The sequence below is a fragment of the Oceanobacter sp. 4_MG-2023 genome (assembly GCF_030689165.1).
GTDB lineage: Bacteria > Pseudomonadota > Gammaproteobacteria > Pseudomonadales > Oceanobacteraceae > Oceanobacter.
Window position 1 is genome coordinate 81,930 of sequence record NZ_JAUYVV010000006.1, and the last position, 24,433, is coordinate 106,362.

General features: G+C 53.6%; 17 protein-coding genes. 6 read left to right on the plus strand and 11 right to left on the minus strand.

The window, feature by feature from the left end; genetic code table 11:
• Positions 1-8: 8 nt before the first annotated feature.
• Genes Q8W24_RS06390 through Q8W24_RS06400 form a run of 3 tightly spaced genes read right to left on the minus strand, consistent with a single transcriptional unit; the run spans position 9 to position 6,053 of the window.
• On the minus strand, positions 9-1,370 hold the full coding sequence (locus Q8W24_RS06390; protein ID WP_305451701.1) for a DUF1329 domain-containing protein: 1,362 nt from the start codon (positions 1,368-1,370) through the stop codon (positions 9-11).
• Between the two features lie 33 nt (positions 1,371-1,403).
• Entirely contained in the window at positions 1,404-3,278 is a 1,875-nt protein-coding gene (locus Q8W24_RS06395; RefSeq protein ID WP_303432168.1) for a DUF1302 domain-containing protein, read from the minus strand.
• 51 nt (positions 3,279-3,329) lie between these two features.
• Complete coding sequence (locus tag Q8W24_RS06400; RefSeq protein ID WP_303432171.1) at positions 3,330-6,053, minus strand: hypothetical protein; 2,724 nt, start codon at positions 6,051-6,053, stop codon at positions 3,330-3,332.
• Between the two features lie 425 nt (positions 6,054-6,478).
• On the opposite strand from Q8W24_RS06400, the gene ppnN reads away from it, so the two are divergent.
• Positions 6,479-7,861 (plus strand): nucleotide 5'-monophosphate nucleosidase PpnN, encoded by a 1,383-nt coding sequence (gene ppnN / locus Q8W24_RS06405; protein WP_303432172.1) that lies wholly within the window; start codon positions 6,479-6,481, stop codon positions 7,859-7,861.
• 22 nt (positions 7,862-7,883) lie between these two features.
• Here ppnN and Q8W24_RS06410 read toward each other — a convergent pair whose 3' ends face one another.
• From Q8W24_RS06410 to Q8W24_RS06425, 4 genes are all read right to left on the minus strand, one after another.
• Positions 7,884-9,473: a hypothetical protein gene (locus tag Q8W24_RS06410; RefSeq protein ID WP_305451704.1), complete on the minus strand. Its 1,590-nt coding sequence runs from the start codon at positions 9,471-9,473 to the stop codon at positions 7,884-7,886.
• Positions 9,474-9,643: 170 nt separating this feature from the next.
• Positions 9,644-11,506, minus strand: coding sequence for an alkaline phosphatase PhoX (locus Q8W24_RS06415; RefSeq protein ID WP_303432175.1), 1,863 nt, complete (start codon positions 11,504-11,506; stop codon positions 9,644-9,646).
• 365 nt (positions 11,507-11,871) lie between these two features.
• Positions 11,872-13,383, minus strand: a complete 1,512-nt coding sequence (locus tag Q8W24_RS06420) for a fumarate hydratase (RefSeq protein ID WP_303432177.1) — start codon at positions 13,381-13,383, stop codon at positions 11,872-11,874.
• Between the two features lie 163 nt (positions 13,384-13,546).
• Positions 13,547-14,302 carry a hypothetical protein gene (locus tag Q8W24_RS06425; protein WP_305474774.1) on the minus strand — a complete coding sequence of 252 codons (756 nt, stop codon included), beginning with the start codon at positions 14,300-14,302 and terminating at the stop codon, positions 13,547-13,549.
• 390 nt (positions 14,303-14,692) lie between these two features.
• On the opposite strand from Q8W24_RS06425, the gene sodB reads away from it, so the two are divergent.
• Both sodB and Q8W24_RS06435 read left to right on the plus strand, forming a co-directional pair.
• Complete coding sequence (gene sodB, locus Q8W24_RS06430) at positions 14,693-15,277, plus strand: superoxide dismutase [Fe] (protein ID WP_303432180.1); 585 nt, start codon at positions 14,693-14,695, stop codon at positions 15,275-15,277.
• Positions 15,278-15,415: 138 nt separating this feature from the next.
• On the plus strand, positions 15,416-16,024 hold the full coding sequence (locus Q8W24_RS06435) for a nucleoside triphosphate pyrophosphatase (RefSeq protein WP_305474776.1): 609 nt from the start codon (positions 15,416-15,418) through the stop codon (positions 16,022-16,024).
• Positions 16,025-16,157: 133 nt separating this feature from the next.
• Here Q8W24_RS06435 and gspD read toward each other — a convergent pair whose 3' ends face one another.
• The 4 genes from gspD to Q8W24_RS06455 form a co-directional block, all read right to left on the minus strand.
• The gene (gene gspD / locus Q8W24_RS06440) at positions 16,158-18,041 is read right to left on the minus strand and encodes a type II secretion system secretin GspD (RefSeq protein WP_305474778.1); all 1,884 of its coding nucleotides are present in this window, start codon (positions 18,039-18,041) and stop codon (positions 16,158-16,160) included.
• A 4-nt stretch (positions 18,042-18,045) separates the two neighbouring features.
• A complete protein-coding gene (locus Q8W24_RS06445) occupies positions 18,046-18,909 on the minus strand; it encodes a type II secretion system protein N (RefSeq protein ID WP_303432185.1) in 864 nt (287 codons plus the stop codon).
• 27 nt (positions 18,910-18,936) lie between these two features.
• A complete protein-coding gene (gspN, locus tag Q8W24_RS06450) occupies positions 18,937-19,698 on the minus strand; it encodes a type II secretion system protein N (RefSeq protein ID WP_303432186.1) in 762 nt (253 codons plus the stop codon).
• Between the two features lie 141 nt (positions 19,699-19,839).
• A complete protein-coding gene (locus Q8W24_RS06455) occupies positions 19,840-20,178 on the minus strand; it encodes a GIY-YIG nuclease family protein (protein WP_305451707.1) in 339 nt (112 codons plus the stop codon).
• Between the two features lie 67 nt (positions 20,179-20,245).
• Between Q8W24_RS06455 and Q8W24_RS06460 the strand changes: the two genes are divergently transcribed.
• The 3 genes from Q8W24_RS06460 (at position 20,246) to mutS (ending at position 24,344) form a co-directional block, all read left to right on the plus strand.
• Positions 20,246-20,953 (plus strand): hemolysin III family protein, encoded by a 708-nt coding sequence (locus tag Q8W24_RS06460; protein ID WP_303432190.1) that lies wholly within the window; start codon positions 20,246-20,248, stop codon positions 20,951-20,953.
• A 76-nt stretch (positions 20,954-21,029) separates the two neighbouring features.
• Positions 21,030-21,470, plus strand: coding sequence for an alternative ribosome rescue aminoacyl-tRNA hydrolase ArfB (arfB, locus tag Q8W24_RS06465; RefSeq protein WP_303432192.1), 441 nt, complete (start codon positions 21,030-21,032; stop codon positions 21,468-21,470).
• A gap of 279 nt (positions 21,471-21,749) precedes the next feature.
• The gene (gene mutS / locus Q8W24_RS06470; RefSeq protein WP_305474780.1) at positions 21,750-24,344 is read left to right on the plus strand and encodes a DNA mismatch repair protein MutS; all 2,595 of its coding nucleotides are present in this window, start codon (positions 21,750-21,752) and stop codon (positions 24,342-24,344) included.
• The last annotated feature ends 89 nt before the right edge of the window (positions 24,345-24,433 follow it).

A 24,433-nucleotide genomic window follows, 5' to 3' on the forward strand; every position in this document is an offset into this window, starting at 1 on the left:
CTATACAATCAACGGCGACCAGAACGACGCAAGGCCGATGTTGAATAGTCCCGGGATGAGCGCTCGCCACCAAATACAAACGAACCCTCTTCCTCATTATCCAGTCCCAGTGCCAGATAACGGCCAGAAGTCAGGTCGTACAACACTTCCAGTCCGTACCATGGCACAGTGGCGTTGTAGTACATCACGCCATGTCCTTCTGCTACCCGCCATAACAGGCCACGACCGTCATAATGATCAATCACTGCCGCCTGCCAGGAATCCTCATCGATATAGAACACCCGCTTGGCATAGACATGGCGCATACCGTCTTTCAGCGTCGCTTCCACCTTCCAGACCCGGTGTAATTCGTAACGGGTGACATCCTGGTTGATATGACCGGGCTGAACGATATCGTCATATTTCAGCTGGCCAGACTTCAGCTTGTAGCTGTTATAGGGAATGTACATTTCCTGTTTACCCACCAGCTTCCACTCATAACGGTCAGGCGCACCGTTGTACAAATCGAAGTTGTCCGAGGTACGCATGCCGTCAGACGCGGTTCCGGGGCTGTCATAGGCAATGGCAGGAGCACGGCGCACCTTGCGCGATCCGGCGTTATAGATCCACGCTTTACGGGGTTCTTTAACCTGATCCAGAGTCTCATGCACCAGCAGCACATTGCCCGCCAAACGCGCCGGTGACAGTACATCCTGCTTGAAGTAGAACAGGACGTTGTCATCCTTGTCGGGATTATAGTCGGTCAGCTTGTCCCTGAAGGTAAACTCTTCCTGAAAGCGTACCAGTGTATAGGCACCGTTTTCCTGCGGTGTCACCTGACCAATGGTACGTTCAACACTGCCACCACGATAACGGACGATATGGTTCCAGATAACTTCCAGACCATTGGACGGTATCGGGAATGGTGTCCCCTGAACGTAATTTTCCAGGCCGTTACCGCCATCCACCAGCTTGGTGGCTGTGGCGTTACGGGCGGTTTCCTGATAAATGCTGTCGCTGTAGGCCGCAGTCCGGTGAGTCGGGTACACCGGCATGCGATAACTATCCGGATATTTCTCAAACATGGCTTGCTGGCCATCCGATATGTGATCGGCGTACTGTTTGTAGTTACTGCTGTCGATCACAAACAGCGGCTTTTCATCGGTAAAAGGATCGACCAGTTTGCCGCCTTTGGTGTACCCCGCAGGAGGCTGTAACAGCCCTCCTGTCCAGGCTGGAATATCGCCGGATGCGGCCTTGTTGGCTCCCACCGGTGTCAGTTCTTTACCCAGTTTGGCCGCTTCTGCTGCCGGGACGGCTGCTTCAACTGCCAACATCGGCAGTGACAGAATCAAGGCACTGCCCAGTACGCGAATCGTTGATTTGATCATGCTGTATTCCTCGCTTGTTCCGCTGGCTGCCAATTAAAATGAGTAGGCTGCAGACAGGCTGATATTGTCGCGGTCTTTCATGGTGTTGTAATCGCCACCAGAGTAGTTGCTGTAGCTCACGTCAACCGACGTGGTGTTCAGGTATACAAAGCGTAGCCCCAAACCTGTGGTCAGGCGGTTATCAATAAACTGGGCACCCGGCTCCGGGCCATACCCCTTGTCATACGCCAACGAGATAATCGGAGTGATATTCACCCCGGCCAAGGCATTGTTGTAGTCGAACGACATACGGAAGCGCACGCCCCCGGACAACTGGGTCACATAACCATCGTCAGTACAGTTGTCGGTGTTGGCATTCTGGCCGCTGTTGGCTTCGTCCGTCCCTGGAACGGTATCGGCCGTACAGAAGTTGGTATCTCCGGCGGCGCTGTAAACGCCATCGTTGTTACCGATGCCATAGGCACCGGAACGGCCATAACGTGCATCATCGGTATCGGGCAGATCAGGAATAAAGCTCACCCCCACTTCGGCCACCAGCGCCGCCCGATCAGCACCCAGTATCCGGTCCAGGAAGGTGATATAGGTTGCTTGGGCCTGCCACATATCAAACTCGTCGTAACCAATGGCAAACTCACCCGACAGATCCGTTGGATCACCACCGGCTTCCGCCAGTCGTTGTTGATACAAACGGCTATAAGGTGCGGCGTTACCCGCCAACAACAGCTCGAAGGCATTCCACTGCAAAGGCATATCCGGACGATAGCTGACCTCACCGGATATGGAAGCGCCGCCTTCCGTGGCCCTTGCAAAGCTTAACCCCATGACCTGAATGTCTTCCGGGTAGGCGATCTGGTAGAGCGGATAGTTACTCTCGTAGGTGGCATCAGCGTTGTAATAACTGCTGTCGGATTTATTCACCACCACACCATTAATAAACGGCAAGCGGCTGTGAATATTCATGTAGTAAGCACCAAATTCCGTGTCACCCAGCGCTTCGGAATACCAGCGAAAGGCCAGACCGTACTGGCCAGAGTCTTTGGGTTCACCATCTGGCAAGCGTTCGGCCACCGGCGCCACACGCTCAGACAACGGCTGGTTGTCGGCCACTTCCTGATCCCGTGCCGCCAGAATATCCAGCTCGCTGGACGTGCCCGACAAGATCACCGGGCCACAGCCATCAGCGACAAAGTCCGAGCTTGAGAAGAGCGTACCGCAAGGGTCAGTACGGGTTTTTTCCCACTGCAGCTGATAAAAAGCCTCTACCGACAGGTCTGGCGTCAAACCGACGGAGGTATACAGCATATTGACGGGCAGCAAGCCTTCTTTCAGCTCAGCGCCCGGTTTGCGGAAGGCCGAGGCATCCACCGGGTTAATGCTGTTGATACCACCCTGGATAAAGGTGCTCTCACCCCAACTTAATACCTGACGCCCCAGGCGCACCGATACCGGTGTTTCACCGAAATCAAAATCCCCCCAGACGTAGGCATCCAGCAGGTCGTAACCACTACCGGCAGCGTCTTTGGTTTCATCACTGAGGTCTTTGAAATCGGTTGAGTCATTCATGATGGCGTCATCGTAAAACGCCCGCAGCCGAAAGAAGCCACCATAGTTTTCGTAGCTCATTTCGAGGTCGGATGTCCACTTGATCACCCGGGTGTAGACATCACCTTTGCCATAATTCAGCGTACCGTCGTCATAGTTATACGATGAGCCAGATGCACTGTTGCCCGTAGCCGCGCCGTTACCCGGCATGATTTGCTCTGCCCCCGGCTCTTCCAGTCGCCAGGCAATCCCGGCGCTAATGGTGTTGTCCAGACGCATGTCGACCGCGCCCACCGAAAACTCGGTAGCCTGGGCTGAAGTGGCTGCAAGAGCCGAAATGGCCAGAGCCAATGGAAGCTTTTTCATAGCGTGCCCGCCTGTATTCTTATTATTCATAGTCGCCTCGGTTTCTCAGCCTTATTCTGTCACTGCTTCAACAATACCCGCGCCGTCATCGACCAGAGTCGGAGCAGCAGGATCGTCAAACAGGCTCACAATATGGTTGGCGATAACACCAAAGGTCGCCGCCGTTTCTGTCGATGCATCATTGCTATCCGGTACTGCCATGGAGCTATGACTGCTCAACTCATCGGCAAGACGGAAGGCAATCTGTACCGGACTGCTGGCCGACAAATCCGAGGAGGTATCCACCAATGTGGCACCCAGTACATCGATCAGTGGGTCGGTACCCGCCAACGGCGCAGCATCCACCGCATTGGGAATCACGTGATCACCGACGGCTTCGATCAGCGTATAAGGCGTTCCGGTCGCAGTCAGTTGCGCGGCATAGTTAACCGGATCAGACGCATCGACGGTAGCCTGGTACACGTACAACAAGGATTCATAATCTGACCCGCCCTGGGTGAGATTAAAGCTATCCGGGTCGGTTAGTCCTGCCACAATCGTCGGGCCATAAGCGTCTGAGCTTTCCAGCATCTTCGCCAATCCGCCTCCGGGCACCCCGAACACTGCCGCTTGAATCGGATTCAGCGCGCTGTTGCCTGCTGCGTTAGCCGTCAGGGTGTTGGCGTTATTAATCGCCACGTATTCCGTCCCCACAATGGCACCCAGTGAGATACCGGCAAAATAGATATGGCTGGCATCAAAATCCGGGGCACTGTTTAACACCCCATTGCCGTCGCCATCAATATCCATAAAGGGAATCGAGGCATTCAGGTTAAGCAAGTCCATCACTGCCTGACGGGTGTTATCCCGGGTGGTCTGGAAGCGGACAAAGTTGATATACAAGGAGCCGGAGCTGTTGGCCGAAGCATCGGTGGCGCTGACGGCTGTCGGCGCCACGCCATCTGCGGTCAAGCCAAAGTGGCGCTGACTGTAGGTTTGCGCTGTTACTATCTCGGTGACTTTTTCCAGCAATGCCGTCGTGCCGTCGGTTTGTGCCAGCGCGTACAGGCTGGAAGCGCTGTTGTCACTGTTCTCACTGCCTTCGACAATCGCCAGAGCCGGTACGGCGGCAAATTCAGCCCCTAACAGCGCAGACAAATCGACGGTGTCGGTCGGCATCACACCGTGCAAGGGCAGATCAATCGCGACGGTGGCATAGCAGTTCTGGGCGAACTGGTCGGCCAGCGGCAGAGTATCCAGTCGCTGGGAGTTCAGGCCGTGCTGGTAAATCACCACCGGCCAGCCAGTGGCCGGTTTTTCACAACTGGCGACAGGTTCAACCACCAGCACCGGGGCCGATACCGTGCCTTGGGCAGCAGCAAACGGAAACAGGTCGGTGACGTTTTCTGACGGTGCGGTATAAGCCGCAGCGGTAGCGGCATCAGCGCCCAGCGCCAGCTGGATATTACTGATCACTTCCGCATCCGACTGCCATTGGGACGTGATCACATTGGCGGCGCTCAGCTGTTGCGACAAACAGCTATCATCTGTATCGCTTGTCGGCGTACAGGCATAACCACTGGTTGGGTCTTCGCCACTGTAAGCACCGTCCGGCGCGCTGTGATAATAAGGTAATTCGATACGACCACTACGGAAAGTCGCCTGCAAGCCGTCGGCCAGCAACGCAGAAGGTACTGAAGCGCTGCTGCTGAAATCGGTTTTGCGGGGGGCCGGGGCCGGTAAGGTCGATAACAGCGCATTCCCCTGAATCAGGGCCGTCGCTGCTTCGGTGTCGCCACTGGTCATCATGGTGACGGTGGCCATTTGGGTTGTGGCATCATCGTCGGTGGTATTCAGGTAATGCTGCACCAACGCCGGAATATCCTTGTTACTCAAGGCGCTGTTGGCATTGCCCGGTGCGGCCATCGCGTTCATCACCGACGTTGAACCACCGGTAGTGAAGGTATAGGCCAGAGCGACATTCACGTCGTTACGTTGCAATACGCTACCGACAAAACCCTCTGCCAGCTGCTGCCAGCCTTCAATCGCGACTTTGGCGGAGGCCAGCTCATCAACGTAGGCATCCAGATCCGGGTCAGACAAATATTTGTATTGCGTCGAGGCATCAATCTGGTTGTCGTTGGCACCCAACAGGCTGTCGAGCACAACCACCAGATAACGGGTACTTTCGAGCAGCGGTTCTTCGGGGCTGATACGCAGCACGTTGTTATTCAGGCTGCCATCGGTATAACTCACCACCTCGGCACGAATGGCCGGGATATCCTGATACAAATACGGCGAACTACTGACCAGGCTGCCCAGTTTGGGGCCACCGTCGTAGTTCAGTGGCACCAGATAAACCGAACCGCTCGGTACCTCGGTCGATAATTCACCATCAAAAGCGATATCAAACGGAGCCGTTGCCGAGAATCCATCCAGATCGTTAATGGCATCATAGACCGGGTTGTAGTCTGGATTGATGCTGCCTGTCGCCGTCAGCGGCTCAATGTCTTTACCCGCTTCATAATACAGCGTGCCATCGGCATCGGTGGCATCAACAGCCGAACCATCATCATTGGTTGGGTAGGTCTGGAACAGAAAATCGATATTCAGCGGCAGTTCTGACGTCGCCGGATTAAACACCGGAGAAACAAAGGCATCCAGACTGTCACCGCTACCGGCCTGCACCGGTGTCTGATCAACGTCACTGTTACCATCCACACTGCTGATGTTGCAGCCAACCAAGCCTGCGGTTGCTGCCGCCATGGCCAGACTGAGAATCGTCTTGTTAACCATATTACTACCTGTCGTTTTATTGTTATTAGTACTGTGACCCAGCAAGGAAACATCCTCTGTCACAGCGATGTCACAACTGTAAGAGGAATATAATCTGCCCAAGCAACCACACTCATCCCTCCAAAGTATGATTCCGCTGAGAATGCCCATTCCTTTTGTAATTATATGTAACAAAAGTAATGCGATCTGACGACACAAATGATCATCAAGGATCATCAGCAGTATCTACAAGCGTAGACAAAGAACCTTGATTCGGGAAAAAATCTGCTGGATTTCGGCCGTCATCCGACGCTAAAACCGCACTCCGTAACCACCCCCCCCCCTGCAACACCACCGGCAACACCATGCACGTAACACAAATACGGCCGATTCCTCACAGGTGTCGTATAGTAATAATACGACCGACGGCAGGAAATAATCGCATTATGAGCAGCTACGAACTGATTCACCCGAAAACTCACCTGCGTGTTTTATCGCGCTACGAAATTCAGCAGCTACGCGATGTCAGCAGCCAGGAGCACGATCTGGTACGCCGTTGTTGCTACGCCGTCCTGAATGCTGGCAGCCAGAGTGACAGCTATATTGATATGGAAGCGGCCTATCAGCCGTTCGATATTCATTTTGAACAGGAAGATCGTGGGCTGGTATTACGACTGGTCAACCCGCCTCCCAGTGCCTTTGTCGACAACGACATTATCCGCGGTGTGCGGGAGCAACTGTTTTCGGTCTTGCGCGATGTCCTCTATGCGCAGGATTCCATTATCAAGCCCCAGCGCTTTGATCTGAACGACAGCGATGGCATCACCAATGCGATTTTTCACTTGCTACGGAATGCCGATGTACTCTGCGCCGACCGGCTGCCCAACCTGGTGGTGTGCTGGGGGGGACATTCCATTCCCCGCAATGAATACAAATACTGCAAGGAAGTTGGTTATCACCTCGGCCTGCGAGGCCTCGACATCGGTACCGGCTGTGGCCCGGGCGCCATGAAAGGCCCGATGAAGGGTGCCACCATCGGCCATGCCAAGCAGCACAATCGCGACGGTCGTTATATCGGCATTACCGAGCCTGGTATTATCGCCACCGAAGCGCCCAACCCCATTGTTAATGAACTGGTCATTTTGCCGGATATTGAAAAACGTCTAGAAGCTTTTGTGCGCATGGCGCACGGCATTGTTATTTTCCCTGGCGGGCCAGGCACAGCAGAAGAATTACTGTATTTGCTGGGCATTCTGACGCACCCGAAGAACATCACACTGCCCTTCCCCGTTATCATCACCGGGCCAGAAGAAAGCGGTGACTACCTGCGTGCCATTGACCGTTTTATCGGTACCACTTTGGGGGCACCGGCCCAGGCCCGTTACCAGTTGATCATTAATGACGCCCAGGCGGTTGCCCAGGCCATGAAGACAGGGATTCACAGTGTCCAGCTCTGGCGCCAGCAACAAAAGGATGCCTACTTTTTTAACTGGTCCTTGCACATCCCGGCCGAATTCCAACACCCGTTCGACCCCACTCATAAGGCCATGTCTGCTCTGAATCTGTCCTTCGATGCACCGGGGCACCAATTGGCTGCGGATTTACGCCGTGCCTTTTCTGGTATTGTCGCCGGCAATGTTAAGGCCGCTGGCATTCAACGGGTACAGGAGCATGGCCCGTATCAGTTACAGGGTGACCCGAAAATCATGGAAGAAATGAACGCCTTGCTGGCTCATATGGTCGCGAGTGGACGTATGAAGATGACCGGGGAATATACCCCGTGTTATGAAATTACAACCGCTGACGATGCTGTGCAGAACGACCGTTAGGCCATCCTGCACACACGCTCAGTCAATAGAGGTTCAATACTTCAGTGATACCAGTAGGGCCGTACAACTCCACTTCTTTATGTACCACATTCATAGGAGTGATTACCGCATCCCGTCCCAGCTTGTAGCTTTGCTCGTCGACAATGGCCTTATACGCCTTGTTCAACGTCAGGGCCCTGTCACGACTTGGCATCAGCAGATAGCTGACATCGGTTTTCAAACGCTCGAACGCTTCTGGTTTTTTGCTGCCATCCGAATGGAAGAACTTGTTGAGCACCTCGTCGTTGGTGCGGAATTCATTCCCCGTTGGATTGTGCTCCAGATAAAAAGCGTACTCTCCCTGACCGTCTTCACGGACATGATCCTTAACGCCTTCAAAGCCTTTTTCCATCCAATGGTACCAGCCATTCTGGAATGAATGCCCGGAATCCAGTTTGCGCGTAAAGGCGAAAGTTGAGTCATTGGTCGCCCCAATACCGGAGTGGCAGCCAACACAGAAGTAGTTTTCTTCGTAACTTTGTGGTCTTAGGTCACCGGCCTTGTCTTCAATAAATCCTTGATACACCCAGCCCAGAGGAACAATCAGGCCTTCTTCCATATTACCAATAACCGTTTTGGTACGTTCCGGGAAGTCGTAGCGTTCTTTCTCTTCTTTTTCCACATAGCGCTGCAAATTAAAATAAGTGCGCCAGCTGGCTTTACGGCCATATCGAAGCTCTTTCATCCGTGGAGCAATACTGGTTTTACCCTGATCATCCACATCGATATAACGCACGGTATGTACAAACTCTGTTCCTTCTGGATATAAACGTGCCGCCAAATGCACCTGTTTATTTTCCAGCTGTTTTTTGGCCTGACCCACATAGCTCATATAGATTTTGTCAAGTGGGGCCCATTCATAACGAATTAGATGGCTTTTACCAAGCTTTCCATCTTTATTCAGATCAACGCCATAGCGATTTTCATCCACTTCAGGAATAACCACATCCTGCTGCTTCATCAGGCTTTCCACAATGGCCAGGTTGATTATGTAGGTTTCCTGATCATATTCCCCCGGCTTGAGTTCACGAAACGCCTCAGGCAAACGAATCAACACGTCGTCCGTTGAACCGTTGGTTGGCATAAAGGTACCCAGAAACGGATAGTAAGCAAATACACGCCAGCCTGTCGGGTTGCCAGAAGGGTCATGATCAAATCCCTGATTATCGAAATCGAACCAGACATCCGGGATATAGCCATCCCATTGACCGTTTTTGTTGCGATCCCATTCTGCAGGGACATTCTTCAATTTCTCTGCCAGATAAATCTCACCATGACGACTGGCGTAGTTATCCTCTCGTACATAGCTCAGGATATCTTCATCACTGATATTTTGAATAGCTTGGGTACGATCTTTAAAGACATTCATCCAAGGGTTATTAACCCCGGGTTCGGGCATGTTATAGGCCACCTGAACATCAATATCACTAAAATAATTAGGTTCTTTGCTCTCGGTATGACAGGCATAACAAGGGTTATAAGATCCACTGTCATCTACCGGGTCGGTATAACACTGAGGTAGTAAATAAGGAGTCTTGTTATCAAGGCGATCCGCGGTCAGGTAATCACTCACCTGCTTTTTTACAAGACTGCTATTTGACGAGGTTTCAGCAACGACATCAAACGCTAGTAATCCAGCAACCATAGAACCGGACGTTAACAACAAATGGAAAATTCTCACAACAACCTCACAAACGGAAAAAGGGCGGGTCTCCCCGCCCTTATAAACTCATACTGATATTATTACTCAGCGATACCAGGGAAAGGACCAACATAACCGGTATAAGCCATGTCTTCACCAGCACCTGTGTCCATATCGCGATCAGACTCACCATATGGATGCTGAATAACCGACATCAGATAAGCCCAGCCATTGATGTTCGGGTACCAGTAAGGAGACGTGGTTTCTGCACCGTAAGGCGTAGTCTGGATACGAGTCAGTGATTCATCATCAAACTCATAAGACCAGATCACATCATTCTGGTGACCAGAACCCGTGTCTTCACCGATAATCAGCTTGTCGTAGCCAGACATGTACGTCACGTTGTCCGGGTTGGCGATGCCATCAATATGACAAGAGTTGTTATCTGCGAAACCAGTCACTTGCTCTGACTCAGAAACAGGAACACCTTCTACCAGTGAGTACATAGAGTTGGCAACGTAGTCAGAGCCGATGTCTGTATCTGCTGCTACATCCAGCTGATAGACGATGCCACAATCATTGCTTTCAGCCAGCTGAATGTCACCGCTGCTATCGCTCATGCCACTACCAACACTGGACATGCCAACGTACAACTTGCTACGAGTTGGATCGAACGTAACGCCTTCTTCTTTCTTGAATTCGATGGAAGCACCTTTTATCGCAGCATAACGACGGGTTTCCATACGAGAGGCCTGAGTTTCCATACCTTCGATCACTTTCAAACACTCAGCACCACCGCTAGCAGTATCCACGTAAGTGAAGCCGTCAGTTGCGCAAGCACCATCCGTGACATCTTCGCTGTCAAACAGGTCAGTGAAGGTCAGCTGTTCTTGTGTATCAGTACCAACAACATAAGGTTTCACATCATCATCAGATGCGTGGCCCAAGTCGATCCAGCTGATGTCTGCCGTTCCGCCATTATCAGCAGAAGTCTGTGTCCACTTGGCGGCGTACAAAGTACCAGCGGTCAGATCACCAGCGGTATCCGCAACAAACATATAGAAGCCAACGTTGGTGCCGTCATCTGTCATATAAGTTGTTTTGGAATCTGGCATTACATAAGCCAGCTCAAATGCCAGACGACCCATGGCGTAATGCTTGGTCAGATCGGTAGATGCATCTTCAGAGACTTCGATTTCGATATTCCAGCCGTAAAAGTACGGGTTCCAGGAAGCTTCGTCCTCGTAGTAGGACAGCATGCTACGTTGGCCGCTATCCGGGTTACGGGCATTCGGTTCATATTCTTCAGAGGCCAGGTGAGTGGTCCATGGAGTAACAGAAGCTGCACAATGTACCCAACCACCGTTCACACCAGACTGATCAATCTGCTTCATACTTTTAACAGACAGAGCGCCAGTATCGTCATCCTGATTCAGTTCCATCAGGAACATGGCTCCAGGAGTAGATTCCATTTGAGAAACAGAGAACAACTTGTCACCGATAGGCAACAGTGACGTGTGTTCGTTGCTGTTGGTGACGTTGATGCTACCGTCAGTGCTTTGCAGCACAGTGCCGGATTCATTAATCAGCTGTCCAAAAGTCACACCATTATAATCGGTACCGGAGCGTGCCAGAGTGTTAAAAGAGCCACCAAAGGTGCCTTCTCCAACAGTGGCTGTAGCAGCGAAAATAGCGCGCTTGTCAGCATCGGTTGCAGGTGCATCAACACCTTCAAACGTCAGCTCAGTGCCGTAGGTTGCGGTAGTATGATCGGCTACGGTCAGATCGGTGCCATCAACACCATCGGTACCGTCAACACCGTCAACACCGTCGGTACCGTCAACACCATTGGTACCGTCAACACCATCAGTGCCGTCATCACCATCTGAACCGCAAGCAGACAAGCCAGTAGCCAAAACGGCCATCAGCAATGCTTGTAGCAGTGCATTTTTCTTTAGTTCCATAACGCTCTCTCTCATCTTTTATATGGATGTTTAGTGCGGCACAGGCTAGCTTCGAAAAATGACAAATTAAGTGAGATTTCATGTCAAAAAAAAGACATTATTGTGACGGTCGTTAGCAGGTACCTGCTGACGAAAGTGGATGGACTCATGTGGCAGTGGACGCGGAACAGGCAAATGCCCCCGGATCTGATTTACCTCTCAGAGCAACACAGTGGCGAGAGGACTTGATCGGATCAACGATACTGTAGAAGCCAGAGAAGAGTAAAGAAATAAACAACGGGTGTCAGTTTTGTCAATATATGTCAAACACAAAAAAACCGGCGTTGCGAACACGCAAAGCCGGTTATTCGGTCACATAAACGTGATTAATCCACTTCTTTCGCCGCAATACGGGCTGCCCACTCAATCGGGCCAGTCATGTGAACAGATTCACCTTTGGTATCCACGGCAACTGTCACCGGCATATCCACCACGTCGAACTCATAGATGGCTTCCATACCCAGGTCATCAAATGCCAGTACCTTGGCCGCACGAATCGCCTGGGATACCAGATAAGCAGCACCACCTACGGCCATGAGGTACACCGCTTCGTTGTCCTTGATGGCCTCAATCGCCAGAGGGCCACGCTCGGATTTACCAATCATGCCCAGCAGTCCGGTTTCTTCAAGAATGGTGCGGGTAAACTTGTCCATACGGGTTGCGGTAGTCGGGCCAGCCGGGCCAACCACTTCTTCACGTACCGGGTCGACCGGACCCACGTAATAAATAAAGCGGCCTTTCAGATCCACTGGCAGCTCTTCACCACGGGCCAGCATTTCCACCATACGTTTGTGGGCCGCGTCACGGCCAGTCAGCATCTTGCCGGACAAGAGTACGGTTTCGCCGGTTTTCCAGTCTTTTACGTCTTCTGGTGTCACTGTGTTCAGATCCACACGACGTACGCTGTCACCCACTTCCCAGCTGATTTCTGGCCAGTCTTCCAGCTTCGGTACCGGCAGTACTGCCGGGCCAGAGCCATCCAGCTCAAAATGCGTGTGACGCGTTGCTGCGCAGTTGGGAATAATGGCAACCGGCTTGTTGGCTGCGTGTGTCGGATAATCCGCCACTTTCACATCCAGAACCGTGGTCAGACCACCCAGCCCCTGGGCACCAATCCCCAGCTTGTTGACCTTTTCGTACAATTCCAGACGTAGTTCTTCGGCACGATTGCTGGCACCACGCGCTTGCAGCTCCTGGATATTGACCGGCTCCAGCAGCGATTCCTTGGCGATTTCCATGGCTTTTTCTGCTGTGCCACCAATACCAATTCCCAACATGCCTGGCGGACACCAGCCAGCGCCCATGGTCGGGATTTGCTTCAGTACCCACTCCACCACATCGTCAGACGGGTTCAGCATGGCAAACTTGGACTTGGCCTCAGAACCACCGCCTTTGGCTGCCACGTGCACGTCAACGGTATTACCGGGTACCAGCTTCATGTGAATCACGGCAGGCGTATTGTCTTTGGTGTTGGTCCGCTTGCCGTCCGGGTCCGCCAGCACGGAAGCGCGCAGGACGTTGTCCGGGTTCAGGTAAGCACGGCGTACACCTTCGTTACACATGTCTTCTACCGACATGTCGCTTTCAAATCTGACGTCCATACCAATGGTCAGGAAAACGGTGACGATACCAGTGTCCTGACAGATCGGGCGCTTGCCCATGGCACACATACGAGAGTTGATCAGAATCTGGGCCATGGCGTCTTTGGCGGCCTTGGACTCTTCACGCTCGTACGCGGCGTGAACCGCATCGATAAAGTCTTTTGGGTGGTAGTAGGAAATGTACTGCAACGCATCAGCGACGCTTTGGATCAGGTCTTCTTGCTTGATCACTGTCATGGTGGGTTCTCTCTCTGTGCTCTCTCACGGGTGCCCTGGCTCCGTCTTGCGACAAAACGCTCAGCAGTGCAATGCGCCAGACCGATGCTGGCGCGAACGGTGGCCGATTGTACCCGAAGGAACAAGCGGCTCAAATGCGCTAGACAACGCCTTTAGTCACATATCACTTCGTGGCGGCGGGCGCATGTAGCGTGGTGATACGTAACTCGACCTGACGTAATTGCTTACGCAGGCTGTCGATTTCCTGCTGACGACTGGCCAGCGATGTTTTCAGACTGGCGACATTCCGGCTCGCCATTTGTACGGCCTCGCTGTTCTGGGCGATACGCAGCTCGGATTCCGGCAAGGATAGCAGCCCCGCTTCGTTGGCCGAGACTCGCTCAGACAAGGCACTGCTCGCCAGTTGCTGCTGTTCCAGCAGCGTTTGTTGTTCTGTCAGGCTGGTCTCTATCCTTGACTGGAGCGCCTTCAGCGACGCAATGCTTGCAGCAATGGCCTTTTCATTACTGGCAATCAGGCCCTTGTTGCGCTTGTTGGCCACATCCCACAATTTGCGAATTTCGGAATCGTGCTCTTTTAACAACACCTTCAGCGCATCCAGCGACAAACTGGCGTTTTCACCAGTAGCAGATAATCGCTCGTTCAGCAGCTTCAGATTGCTCGACTGCTCCTCGATAATCTGTCGGGCTTCCAGCAGTTCAGATTGCTGTGCCTGCAGCATTTTGAAAAGGTAGGCACCACCCCCAAGGGCAGCCAGCGCCAGCAACACAGCGACCACCGCCAAGCCGGAGGAGCCACTGGGTTTACTGTCAGCTTTGGCCGGTGATGTACGGCGCGGTTTGGTTTGCCGCTGACGCATTTCGATATCGTCTTGCGATGGTTTGATATCAGGAATAAGCGGTTCTTTAACGTTGTCCATAAGGATTTCCGCAATTGGAGATCAAAAAATAAATGGCCCGCAGTATACAAACATTAGCGCTGAAATACTGATGGGACTGGAATTTTTCCTCCGCGTTGCCGCCCGGGCGGCCAGCTCACCACCACGCCAGCAGCCACGACCACAGCCGGAGCAACAGACCCCAAGCAACAGCACGAAGGACGGCGACAGGCGGTACGACAACATAAACTCACCATCATTCATGGCAACCATGCTCGATAGATATTCACTATCAGTAACACATAGCCCCTCTGCCCGCGCCGGTGTTATCATGCTGCGACTTCGGAAGGCGGGATGGAGCCGTTGAATTATTTTTATAAAGCCCCATCTACCCCTGAATGCAACCACCCAGCCTGATAATGGAGAACGCTCATGGCTTTCGAACTGCCTGCTCTGCCATACGAAAAAACTGCTCTGGAACCTCACATTTCCGCAGAAACCCTCGAGTTCCACCACGGTAAACACCACAACACCTACGTCACCAAACTGAACGGCCTGATTGGTGGTACCGAATTTGAAGGTAAAACCCTGGAAGAGATCATCAAGTCTTCCTCCGGTGGCGTATTCAACAACGCCGCTCAAATCTGGAACCACACCTTCTACTGGAACAGCCTGGCACCTAATGCCGGTGGTGCTCCAACAGGTGCAATTGCAGATGCAATCAACGCTGCCTTTGGTTCTTTCGAAGAGTTTCAAGCCAAGTTCAACGACATGGCTGTCAACAACTTCGGCTCCAGCTGGACCTGGCTGGTGAAAAAAGCAGACGGCACTCTGGACATCGTCAACACTTCCAACGCCGCTACACCAATCACAGAAGAAGGCCTGACGCCTCTGCTGACGGTTGATCTGTGGGAACACGCCTACTACATCGACTATCGCAACGTACGCCCGGATTACCTGAAAGGTTTCTGGGCACTGGTGAACTGGGAATTTGCGAACGCTAACTTCGCTGCCTGATCACCACGCCAATAAAAAAAGGAGCTTCGGCTCCTTTTTTTATGTCAACACGTTACTGACGCAGGCATACCATCAGCGACCAGCCACTACGCTGACGTCCTGGCGTTGTTTGTTTTCTATCACGCTGCCGGAGTTTCCATGCAACTGTTACTCGCCTCTTCATCCCCCTACCGACGCCAACAGCTGGCCCAGCTGGGCCTGCCGTTTGACTGGGCCAGTCCAGATATTGACGAAACCCCATACCCTGATGAAAGCGTTGATGCCTGTGTGCAGCGGCTCTCCGAACAAAAAGCACGGGCACTGGCAGCACAATACCCGCAACACTGGATCATCGGCAGCGACCAGGCCTGTTCTCTCAATGGCGAAGTGGTCAGCAAACCGGGGAATCATGAGCAAGCCCGGCAACAACTGTTGGCCAGTTCAGGCCAGCGTATTTGTTTTTCGACCGGTGTGGCCTTGTGGCATGCCGGTGAAATCACCAGCGCAGTCGAGCATGTTGAGGTGCAGTTCCGGCCATTGTCTGCGGAAGAGATTGAGGATTATCTGATGCTTGAACAGCCGTACGATTGTGCTGGCAGTTTCAAGGTTGAAGGCTTGGGTATCCATTTGTTTGATGCCTTGCACGGGCGCGATATCAACAGCCTGATCGGACTGCCGTTGATTCGCTTGTGTGACCTGATGCGTGCGGCCGGGCTGAATCCTCTGGGTCTGGCTGCCCATTACCGCAAGACGACTCGTTTGGCATAACAGCAAGCGACATCAACAAACAGCATCAGCGGCAACAACAAACAGCAGCAACAAGAATAACGACAAGCCGTTCCCCGGCACGGGGAACGCTCTATCAACAATTATCGACTAATGGTTGTTTGGCTAACGGTCGTTAAGGACGTCCATCAAACAAACGTTCAAGCGAGGCATCAATATCATCACTACCCAGTTGATCGGATAGCTCAAACTCCCAGATACCATTGTACTTCTCACGGGTCACGTCACGGGATGTCTCGGCACTGTTCACAATGGTCGGACGCAGGAACACCATCAAGTTACTTTTGACATGCTCACTGCTGGATGAACGGAACAGCCAGCCCAGTACCGGAATATCCCCGAGCAGCGGCACCTTGCTGGTGCTTTCGACGATATCATCACGAATCAGTCCCCCCAGTACGATTGTTTCTTCGTTACCGGTCAGAATCATGGTTTTGATCGAACGCTTGTTGGTAATCAAATCAGCGCTGCCCGAAACGGTCGTGGTTGATACCGACTCTGCGGTGGCTTCCACTTCCAGACGAATGGCAGTGCCATCATGAATATGTGGTTTTACCTTCAGCGTCACACCAATATCTTCGCGGGTGATAGTGGTAAAAGGGTTGGAATTACTGCTGGATGATGTCGAGCCGGTAATAAAGGGCACGTTCTGGCCAACAATGATTTCCGCTTCCTGATTGTCCATGGTCATGATGCTCGGCGTCGACAGCAGATTGGTATTGCTGTCGCTTTGCAGCGCCTGCAGAATCAGGCCAAAGTCCAGCAAGCCATTGTCCTCGCTGTAAGCCCCCAGGGTCAGACCACTGCTGACGGCGCTGGTGTAGGTCTCCGACGCAATGCTGGTGGCAATGGTACTGAGCGACGGCCCGGCATTGCTGAAGTTGGTCATCGCGACCGGGTTATCCAAATCGCCGGATATCCATTGCACCCCCATTGCATCACTGACGTCACCAGTGACTTCCACGATTGCAGACTCAATCAGCACCTGGGCACGGCGCACATCCAGCGATGCCACCAGCTCCTGGATTTCTTTCATCAATGATGGCTCTGCACGTACGACCAGCGCGTTCAGCTCTTCATCCGCATGGATACCCACCGTACCTTTCACCTGTTCGGTGTCTTTATCGCTACTGGTGGCTTCGCTCATCAGGTTTTTCAACAAATCAGCCAACTTGGTGGCATCTGCATATTGCAGGCGAATCACCTGGGCCGTACCACTGAAATACGACGGCTGGTCGAGCTGTTCAATTAATACCCGAATACGGTCACGGGCGGTTTTTTCGCCTTTGATAATCAACCGGTTACTGCGCTCATCGGCCACAACACGGATGGTGCCTGCGGTGTTATCGCTTTCTCCGTTACCTTGCACCACCTTGGATGGGTCCAGGCTTTGCAACATGGTAACAACATTCCCCACCCAGGCTTCTTTCAGCTGCACCACTTCCAGCTCATCGTTGCCGGATTTATCAAGCCGGTCGATGATCTGCTCGATACGACGAATATTCATGGCATGGTCGGAAATAATCAGCGCATTGGCAGACTTTACCCCGGCGAGATGGCCGTATTTGGCCACCAGCGGACGCAAGATAGGCACCAGATCCAGAGCCGGGGTATTCTTGATCATGATCACCTTGGTGAGCATTTCCTGGCTGTCGTTGGTTGATTGCGTATTCAGGTCACGGCCAACCTGCTTGACCTCGTTTTGCTGCACAATCAGCACCACGTCTCCTGCCGGAACCGCGGCATAACCGTGTACCTGCAGCACGGAAAGAAACAGTTCATACACCCCGGTAGAATCCAGTGCTTCACTGGTCAGGACGTTGACCTTGCCTTTGACACGCGGGTCAACCACAAAGCTTTTGCCGGAAATGTCCGCCACCTGGCTGATAAAAGCACCGATATCGGCTTCTTTCAGATTGATCTGCCAGCTTTCCTGGGCACTGACCGTAAAGCTCAGCGAGACCAGGACAGCCACTACCCAATGTTTAAACACACCCATATCTTTAATTCAGCCTGTGGTTAACGGTAAAACGATCATTGCCGCGTTGTACTTCGATACGCACACTTTCAGTATTCTGCAAGTCAGCCAACAGGCTCTGGTCACTGGCCGGATCGCCCAGTGACTGGCCATTAATGGACAACAGCAAATCTCCGGGTCGGAGTTTGAACTGCATCAGGGGCGAGCCGGGTTGTACCCGATACCCCTGACCGCTCCCTTGTGCTGCCAGCCCCATACGACCCAGTGCTTCCAGCGGATCATCCTCCAGCTCGGACGTTGCCAGGTCGACCAGTTCGGTGGCATTACGGACCTTGCTGAAGCGTTCTTTCAACGAGCTGGCGCCGGACCTTGATTTGGCCTCCGGCACCGCCCGCACATCGGACCCCCGACTGGTGTGCTCTTCAAATTTGAGCGTTTCGAGCTTGCCAGCGGTGTCCAGAATGACCTTGTCGGGGTACACCCCGGCCAGGCGGGTGCGGCCCTGTACCGTATCACCCATACGATAAAATTCGCCGGAACGACCGGCAGCCGAGATAATCGCACTGGATAACTCTTCCCGAGAGGACTGATTGATCCCCATCAAGGTTAACTTCAAGCGGGTATCCGGTGCTTCCACCGCTTTTTGTACGACTCGGGGGGCAACTGCCGTTGCCTCGCCAAACAGATGGTAAGCCGCCGTTCCGCGCACCTGCCCATCGTCACTGTCAGTACTTGCCTGAGCCGGCGCTTTCAACACTAACGGCGTCGGGGCGATAACCATCCAGGCCAACTGTGCACTCTGCCAGCTCAATAAAACCGTCAGCACCAGCTTGCCTGTCAGTAATGTCCACTTTTGCCATAACAGCGGCTCTACCACATTCTTTTCCAAATCGACTGCTCCGAATCGGCGCCAAGGTTATAGAATCTTTCGCGACACTTCAAAAATCACGGTGTCTACTTCGGCTTTGTCCGGCCAGGTTTGCCCCAATACATCAATCATCCGGCGTCGTACTGCCACCCCTGCCCAGCCATCGGGTTGCACAAACCCTTGTACCAGCGGCTGGCCTTCAACGGTTGTCACATCCAGCACCGCCTGTTCCTGTGTCATGCCCAGTTGTCCGACCAGCATCGGCACGTCGGCAGAGATACGCTTGCGTTGTACCGGAAATACTGCGCTACCGCCACCAAACACCAGGCGACCATCCAGAGCGCTGATTACCCGGGTATCCAGATGAATCACCGCCGACAGGTCGCTGGCTTCGATATTGCCAGACAATTCCACCCGGGACGGTCTCAGCAGCGGCCGTAACAGCTCGGTATCCAGAAAACCATCCAGGCCACGGATATGCAGCGCTTGATCAGCCCCCAGACGAGCCAGACCCTGCAATCGCACGAAAGGTGATGTCAGTGTCAAATCCACTTCGGGTGCCGCCACCAGAAGCGAAGCAGGCGATAAACGCCACTCGGCATCCAACAAACCCAAATCCCGTTGCTCAGCCTGTACTTGCCCGTGCCAGATCGTTCCAGACACAGACCTGACATCAACCGGCAAATTCTTTAGCTCGGGTTCCAACATGCGCCAGACAAAATGTAATGGCGCATTGACGACCAGAAAGATCAAGAAGGCAAACAAACCAAGCAGCAGATACCAGCGAGCTGCCCAAATAGCTGAAAACATGATGATTATTGTGTCCGTATCGCTACAAATTGCATGCCATTCTACTGACAGGACGCCGGAGTCTAAAGCGAAGTTATGACATCCATGTAACAATTACACAATGTGACGGTAACAAACATTCTGCTCCCGTTCGTCTCGTTTCTATAAACCTGCCAACAAACGCCGCTGCATCGCTGCATCGCCAGCAATCAACCGTTCCTTTTGCGTACGGCTCAATTGCTTGGCCCGATACTCGACTTTCAAGGCGACAGACTTGTTTGGCAGTTCCCAACTGAAATCCAGCTGCAAGGGGGCCTTGCCCCGTAACGCCCGCGCCGCCCGCACGCCTCCGGCACTGTGCTCACGGAAACGCCGGATCACATGCGTACTGACGCCACAATACAAGGTATCGTGGCGAGTACGGATAAAATACAGAAACCAGCGCGTGTCGGCAGCACTGGCACCGGCCGCAACATTGGCGTCATACTGTAACTCTGCCATCGATATACTCTCTGCTTTGATCATGACAATGCCGGTGCTATCAGCCCTGCACGTCAAGGAATGCTCCATGACCCGGATACTCGCGCACTCATCTGCCAGCCCCCAAGCCCTTTTTCGTGAGCCAGTCAGCGGCTTTAGCCATCTTGCCGGCGCTCTTCTTTCGCTGGTAGCACTTTATATTCTGTATAGCCGGGCAGCGCAGTACGGCAACCTCTGGCACATTGTATCTTTCAGTCTTTTTGGCATCACCATGCTGCTGATGTTTGCCAGCAGTGCCCTGTACCACCTGGTACAAGGCTCCGGGCAAACAATCACCCGGCTCAAGCGGCTGGATCATATCGCGATTTTTTTACTGATCGCCGGAACCTACACCCCGTTTTGCCTGATTCCACTCCATGGCCCGATGGGCTGGTGGTTGTTTGCAATCGTATGGACGCTGGCGGGATTTGGCGTGGTACTGAAACTGGTCTGGATTACCGCACCACGCTGGCTATCAACTCTGGTGTATGTTGCCATGGGCTGGCTGGTGGTTGTCGCAGCGCAACCCGCCATGGAACGTATCCCGGTTGACGCCCTGTTATGGCTGGCCGCTGGCGGCGGCTTCTACACCGTTGGTGCAATGATTTACGCTTTCAAGTGGCCCAACCCGTGGCCAGATCATCTGGGGTTCCATGAAATCTGGCATTTATTTGTACTGGCCGGCGTATTCTGTCATTTTTGGGCGATTGCCTTTGGCCTCGCGGATTTACCCGTTCCTCCATCGTCGCCTGCATGAGAAAGCGACCATGACCAATGCGAACAGCAACTCTGCCATCACCACGGGCTGACCCATTCTCAACCAACAGAACGCCATGACTGATTCCGAAACCGAACTGGAAATTTCCAGCCGCCTCTCCATTCCACTGTATCAGATTGACCTGCAAGCCATCCGTGCCCAGGGTGCCGGTGGCCAGAACGTCAACAAGGTATCCAGTGCCATCCATTTGCGCTTTGATATCGGTGCATCGTCCCTGCCTGGTTATATCAAGGAACGCCTTGCCAACATCTCGGACAGCCGGATCAGCAAGGACGGCATCATAGTGATCAAGGCCCAACAACACCGCACCCAGGAAAAAAACCGCCAGGATGCACTGGATCGTCTGGCAGAGCTGATCCGCAAAGCCACGGTGGTCTTGCCACCCCGGGTTGCTACTCGCCCGACGCGTTCATCACAGCGTAAACGGGTCGACCAGAAAACCCGCCGCGGCCAGATCAAGAACATGAGAGGCAAGGTGAACAAATACGATGGCTAACCAATGAGCCAACGATAAAAACGTTGCATCCTTGCCAGAATCCACCACGTCAAACAACCCGAATTCCCTCTCGGCCCCATTGCTAGCTGCTCATGCCCCCGGATGCCGCTGGCACGATCCAGCAAGCCGCCGGTCTTCATTCAACAACAGCCGGCCACCCTGGTGGTATGGCCTGAACACTGGCAGGTGTTCTAGTGGGGGCTGGTTTGGTAATCTTAGCGGCTCGATTTCCAGCTATCGCTGGCACAGCCTCTAAACCCCTTATTGTCCTCGGTGCGTATGCAAGCCACAGCAAAAAAAGACTCAAAACCCGCTCAAACCCCGATGATGACGCAATACTTGCGAATCAAATCCGAGTTCCCGGACACCATGCTGTTTTATCGCATGGGAGACTTCTACGAACTGTTTTTTGATGACGCAAAAAAAGCAGCGCAACTGCTGGATATCACCCTCACCGCCCGTGGCCAGAGCGGCGGCAAGCCGATACCGATGGCCGGTGTGCCTTACCATGCCGCCGATAACTACATCGCCCGACTGGTCAAACAAGGTGTCTCGATTGCCATTGCTGAACAGATTGGCGATCCGGCCGCCAGCAAGGGCCCGGTCGAACGCAAAGTTGTGCGGGTAATCACTCCTGGCACCCTCACCGACGAAGCCTATCTCGATGAGCGCAGTGACAACCTGATCGTCGCCGTCTGCGCCCAGCACACAACCTATGGTCTCTCGGTACTGGAAATCTCCAGCGGACGTTTTTCGGTACTGGAAGTCACCACCGAGGCTGAGCTACTGGCCGAAATCGAACGCCTGCGCCCGGCCGAACTGCTCTATGCCGAAGACCAGCAGCTACCCGCTGAACTGCCAGCACGCGCTGGCGCACGGAGCCAGTCGCCCTGGCATTTTGATGCCGACAGCGCCTTCCGCTTGTTAACCCAGCAATTAAAAACCAGGGATTTACGGGGCTTTGGCTGTGAAGACATGACCCTGGCGGTACGTGCCGCCGGTGCGCTGCTGAATTACGCCCGGGAAACCCAGCGTAATGACCTGCCCCACGTCCGCTCATTGCAGGTTGAACTGTGTGACGATGCCATTGTGATTGATCCGGCCAGTCGCCGAAACCTTGAAATAGACATCAACCAGCAAGGCGGCAACAGCCATACCCTGGTCTGGGTAATGGATAAAACCGCCACCGCCATGGGCAGTCGCTTGCTGAAACGCTGGCTCAACCGGCCAATCCGCAACCTCACGCTACTGGAGCAGCGCCAGACACTCATCAAACAGTTGTTAGAGACCGGCAGCTGGCAAGACCAGCAACCCTTGTTACGCCAGATTGGTGATATTGAACGGATTCTGTCCCGCGTTGCTCTGGGGTCGGCCCGCCCTCGCGATCTCGCTCGCCTGCGCGATGCCCTGACCGTCTTGCCAGCCGTTCGCAGTTTGCTTGAGCCTGTCGACAGCCTGCTGGCCCAACAACTGTGGAGCGAGATTCAGGAGTTCCCACAATGGGTTGAACGCCTGCAAGCCGCCATTATCGACAACCCGCCGGTCGTTATTCGAGACGGCGGAGTGATTGCTCCGGGTTATGATGACGAGCTGGATGAGTTACGCGGCCTGAGTGAAAACGCCGGTGATTTTCTGCTGCAACTGGAAACCCGCGAACGGGAACGCACCGGCATCAGCACCTTGAAAGTCGGTTACAACCGGGTGCACGGCTATTACATCGAGATCAGCAAAGCCCAATCCGCTGATGCACCAACTGAATATATTCGCCGCCAGACACTCAAAAACGCCGAGCGCTTTATTACCCCGGAATTAAAAACCTTCGAAGACAAGGCATTAAGCGCCAAAAGTCGTTCCCTGAGTCGGGAAAAACACCTCTATGATCAGCTGGTCATCGACCTGGGTCTAGCACTGCCGGGGTTACAAACCTGTGCCGCGGCACTGTCGCAGCTGGATGTGCTGGTCAACCTCAGTGAACGGGCCGACACCCTGCAGCTGACCTGCCCGACCTTGACCAGTGACGCGGTGATTGATATTCGCCAGGGTCGCCATCCGGTGGTCGAAGCCCTGCTCGACGATCCGTTTGTGGCCAACAACACCCACCTGGATAACCGCCGCAAGATGCAGATTATCACTGGCCCCAATATGGGCGGTAAATCGACCTATATGCGTCAGGTGGCCTTGATTGTCTTGCTCGCCCATATCGGCAGCTATGTCCCCGCCGAACACTGTACCCTGACCACGGTTGACCGTATTTTTACCCGCATGGGTTCGGCCGATGATGTTGCCGGTGGCCGCTCGACCTTTATGGTAGAGATGACCGAAACCGCCAATATTCTCCACAACGCCACCGCCAACAGCCTGGTATTGATGGATGAAGTCGGACGCGGCACCAGCACCTTTGATGGCCTCTCGCTGGCCTGGGCCAGTGCTGCCTATCTGGCCGAAAAAACCGCCGCCTATACTCTGTTTGCTACCCACTATTTTGAAATGACGGCACTGCCGGAGTCTCACCCCCAGGTGGCGAACGTACACCTCAAGGCAACAGAACACGAAGACCGGATTATCTTCCTCCATTCGGTAGAAGACGGCCCGGCCAGTCAAAGTTACGGCTTGCAGGTCGCACAACTGGCCGGCGTGCCCGCTGTAGTGATCAACAATGCACGGCAGCAATTGCAGAAACTGGAACAAGGCAGCTTGCCCCCAACCAGCAGCCCGGCATCGGTGACACCCGGTATTGCCGAGCCACCTCTCCAATCGGATATGTTCGCCAGTGTCCCTTCCGCAGCCGAAACCCGCCTGGCAGAACTGGACCCAGACAACCTGACGCCCCGTGCCGCCCTGGAGTTACTGTATGAACTCAAGCGGCTGGTCTGAGCTGACAGACAGGTTGAAAAACAGAGTGTTGCCACCACCGCGCAAGCCAACAACCACACCAACCCCTTGTTTGGCTTGCGACCTGACAG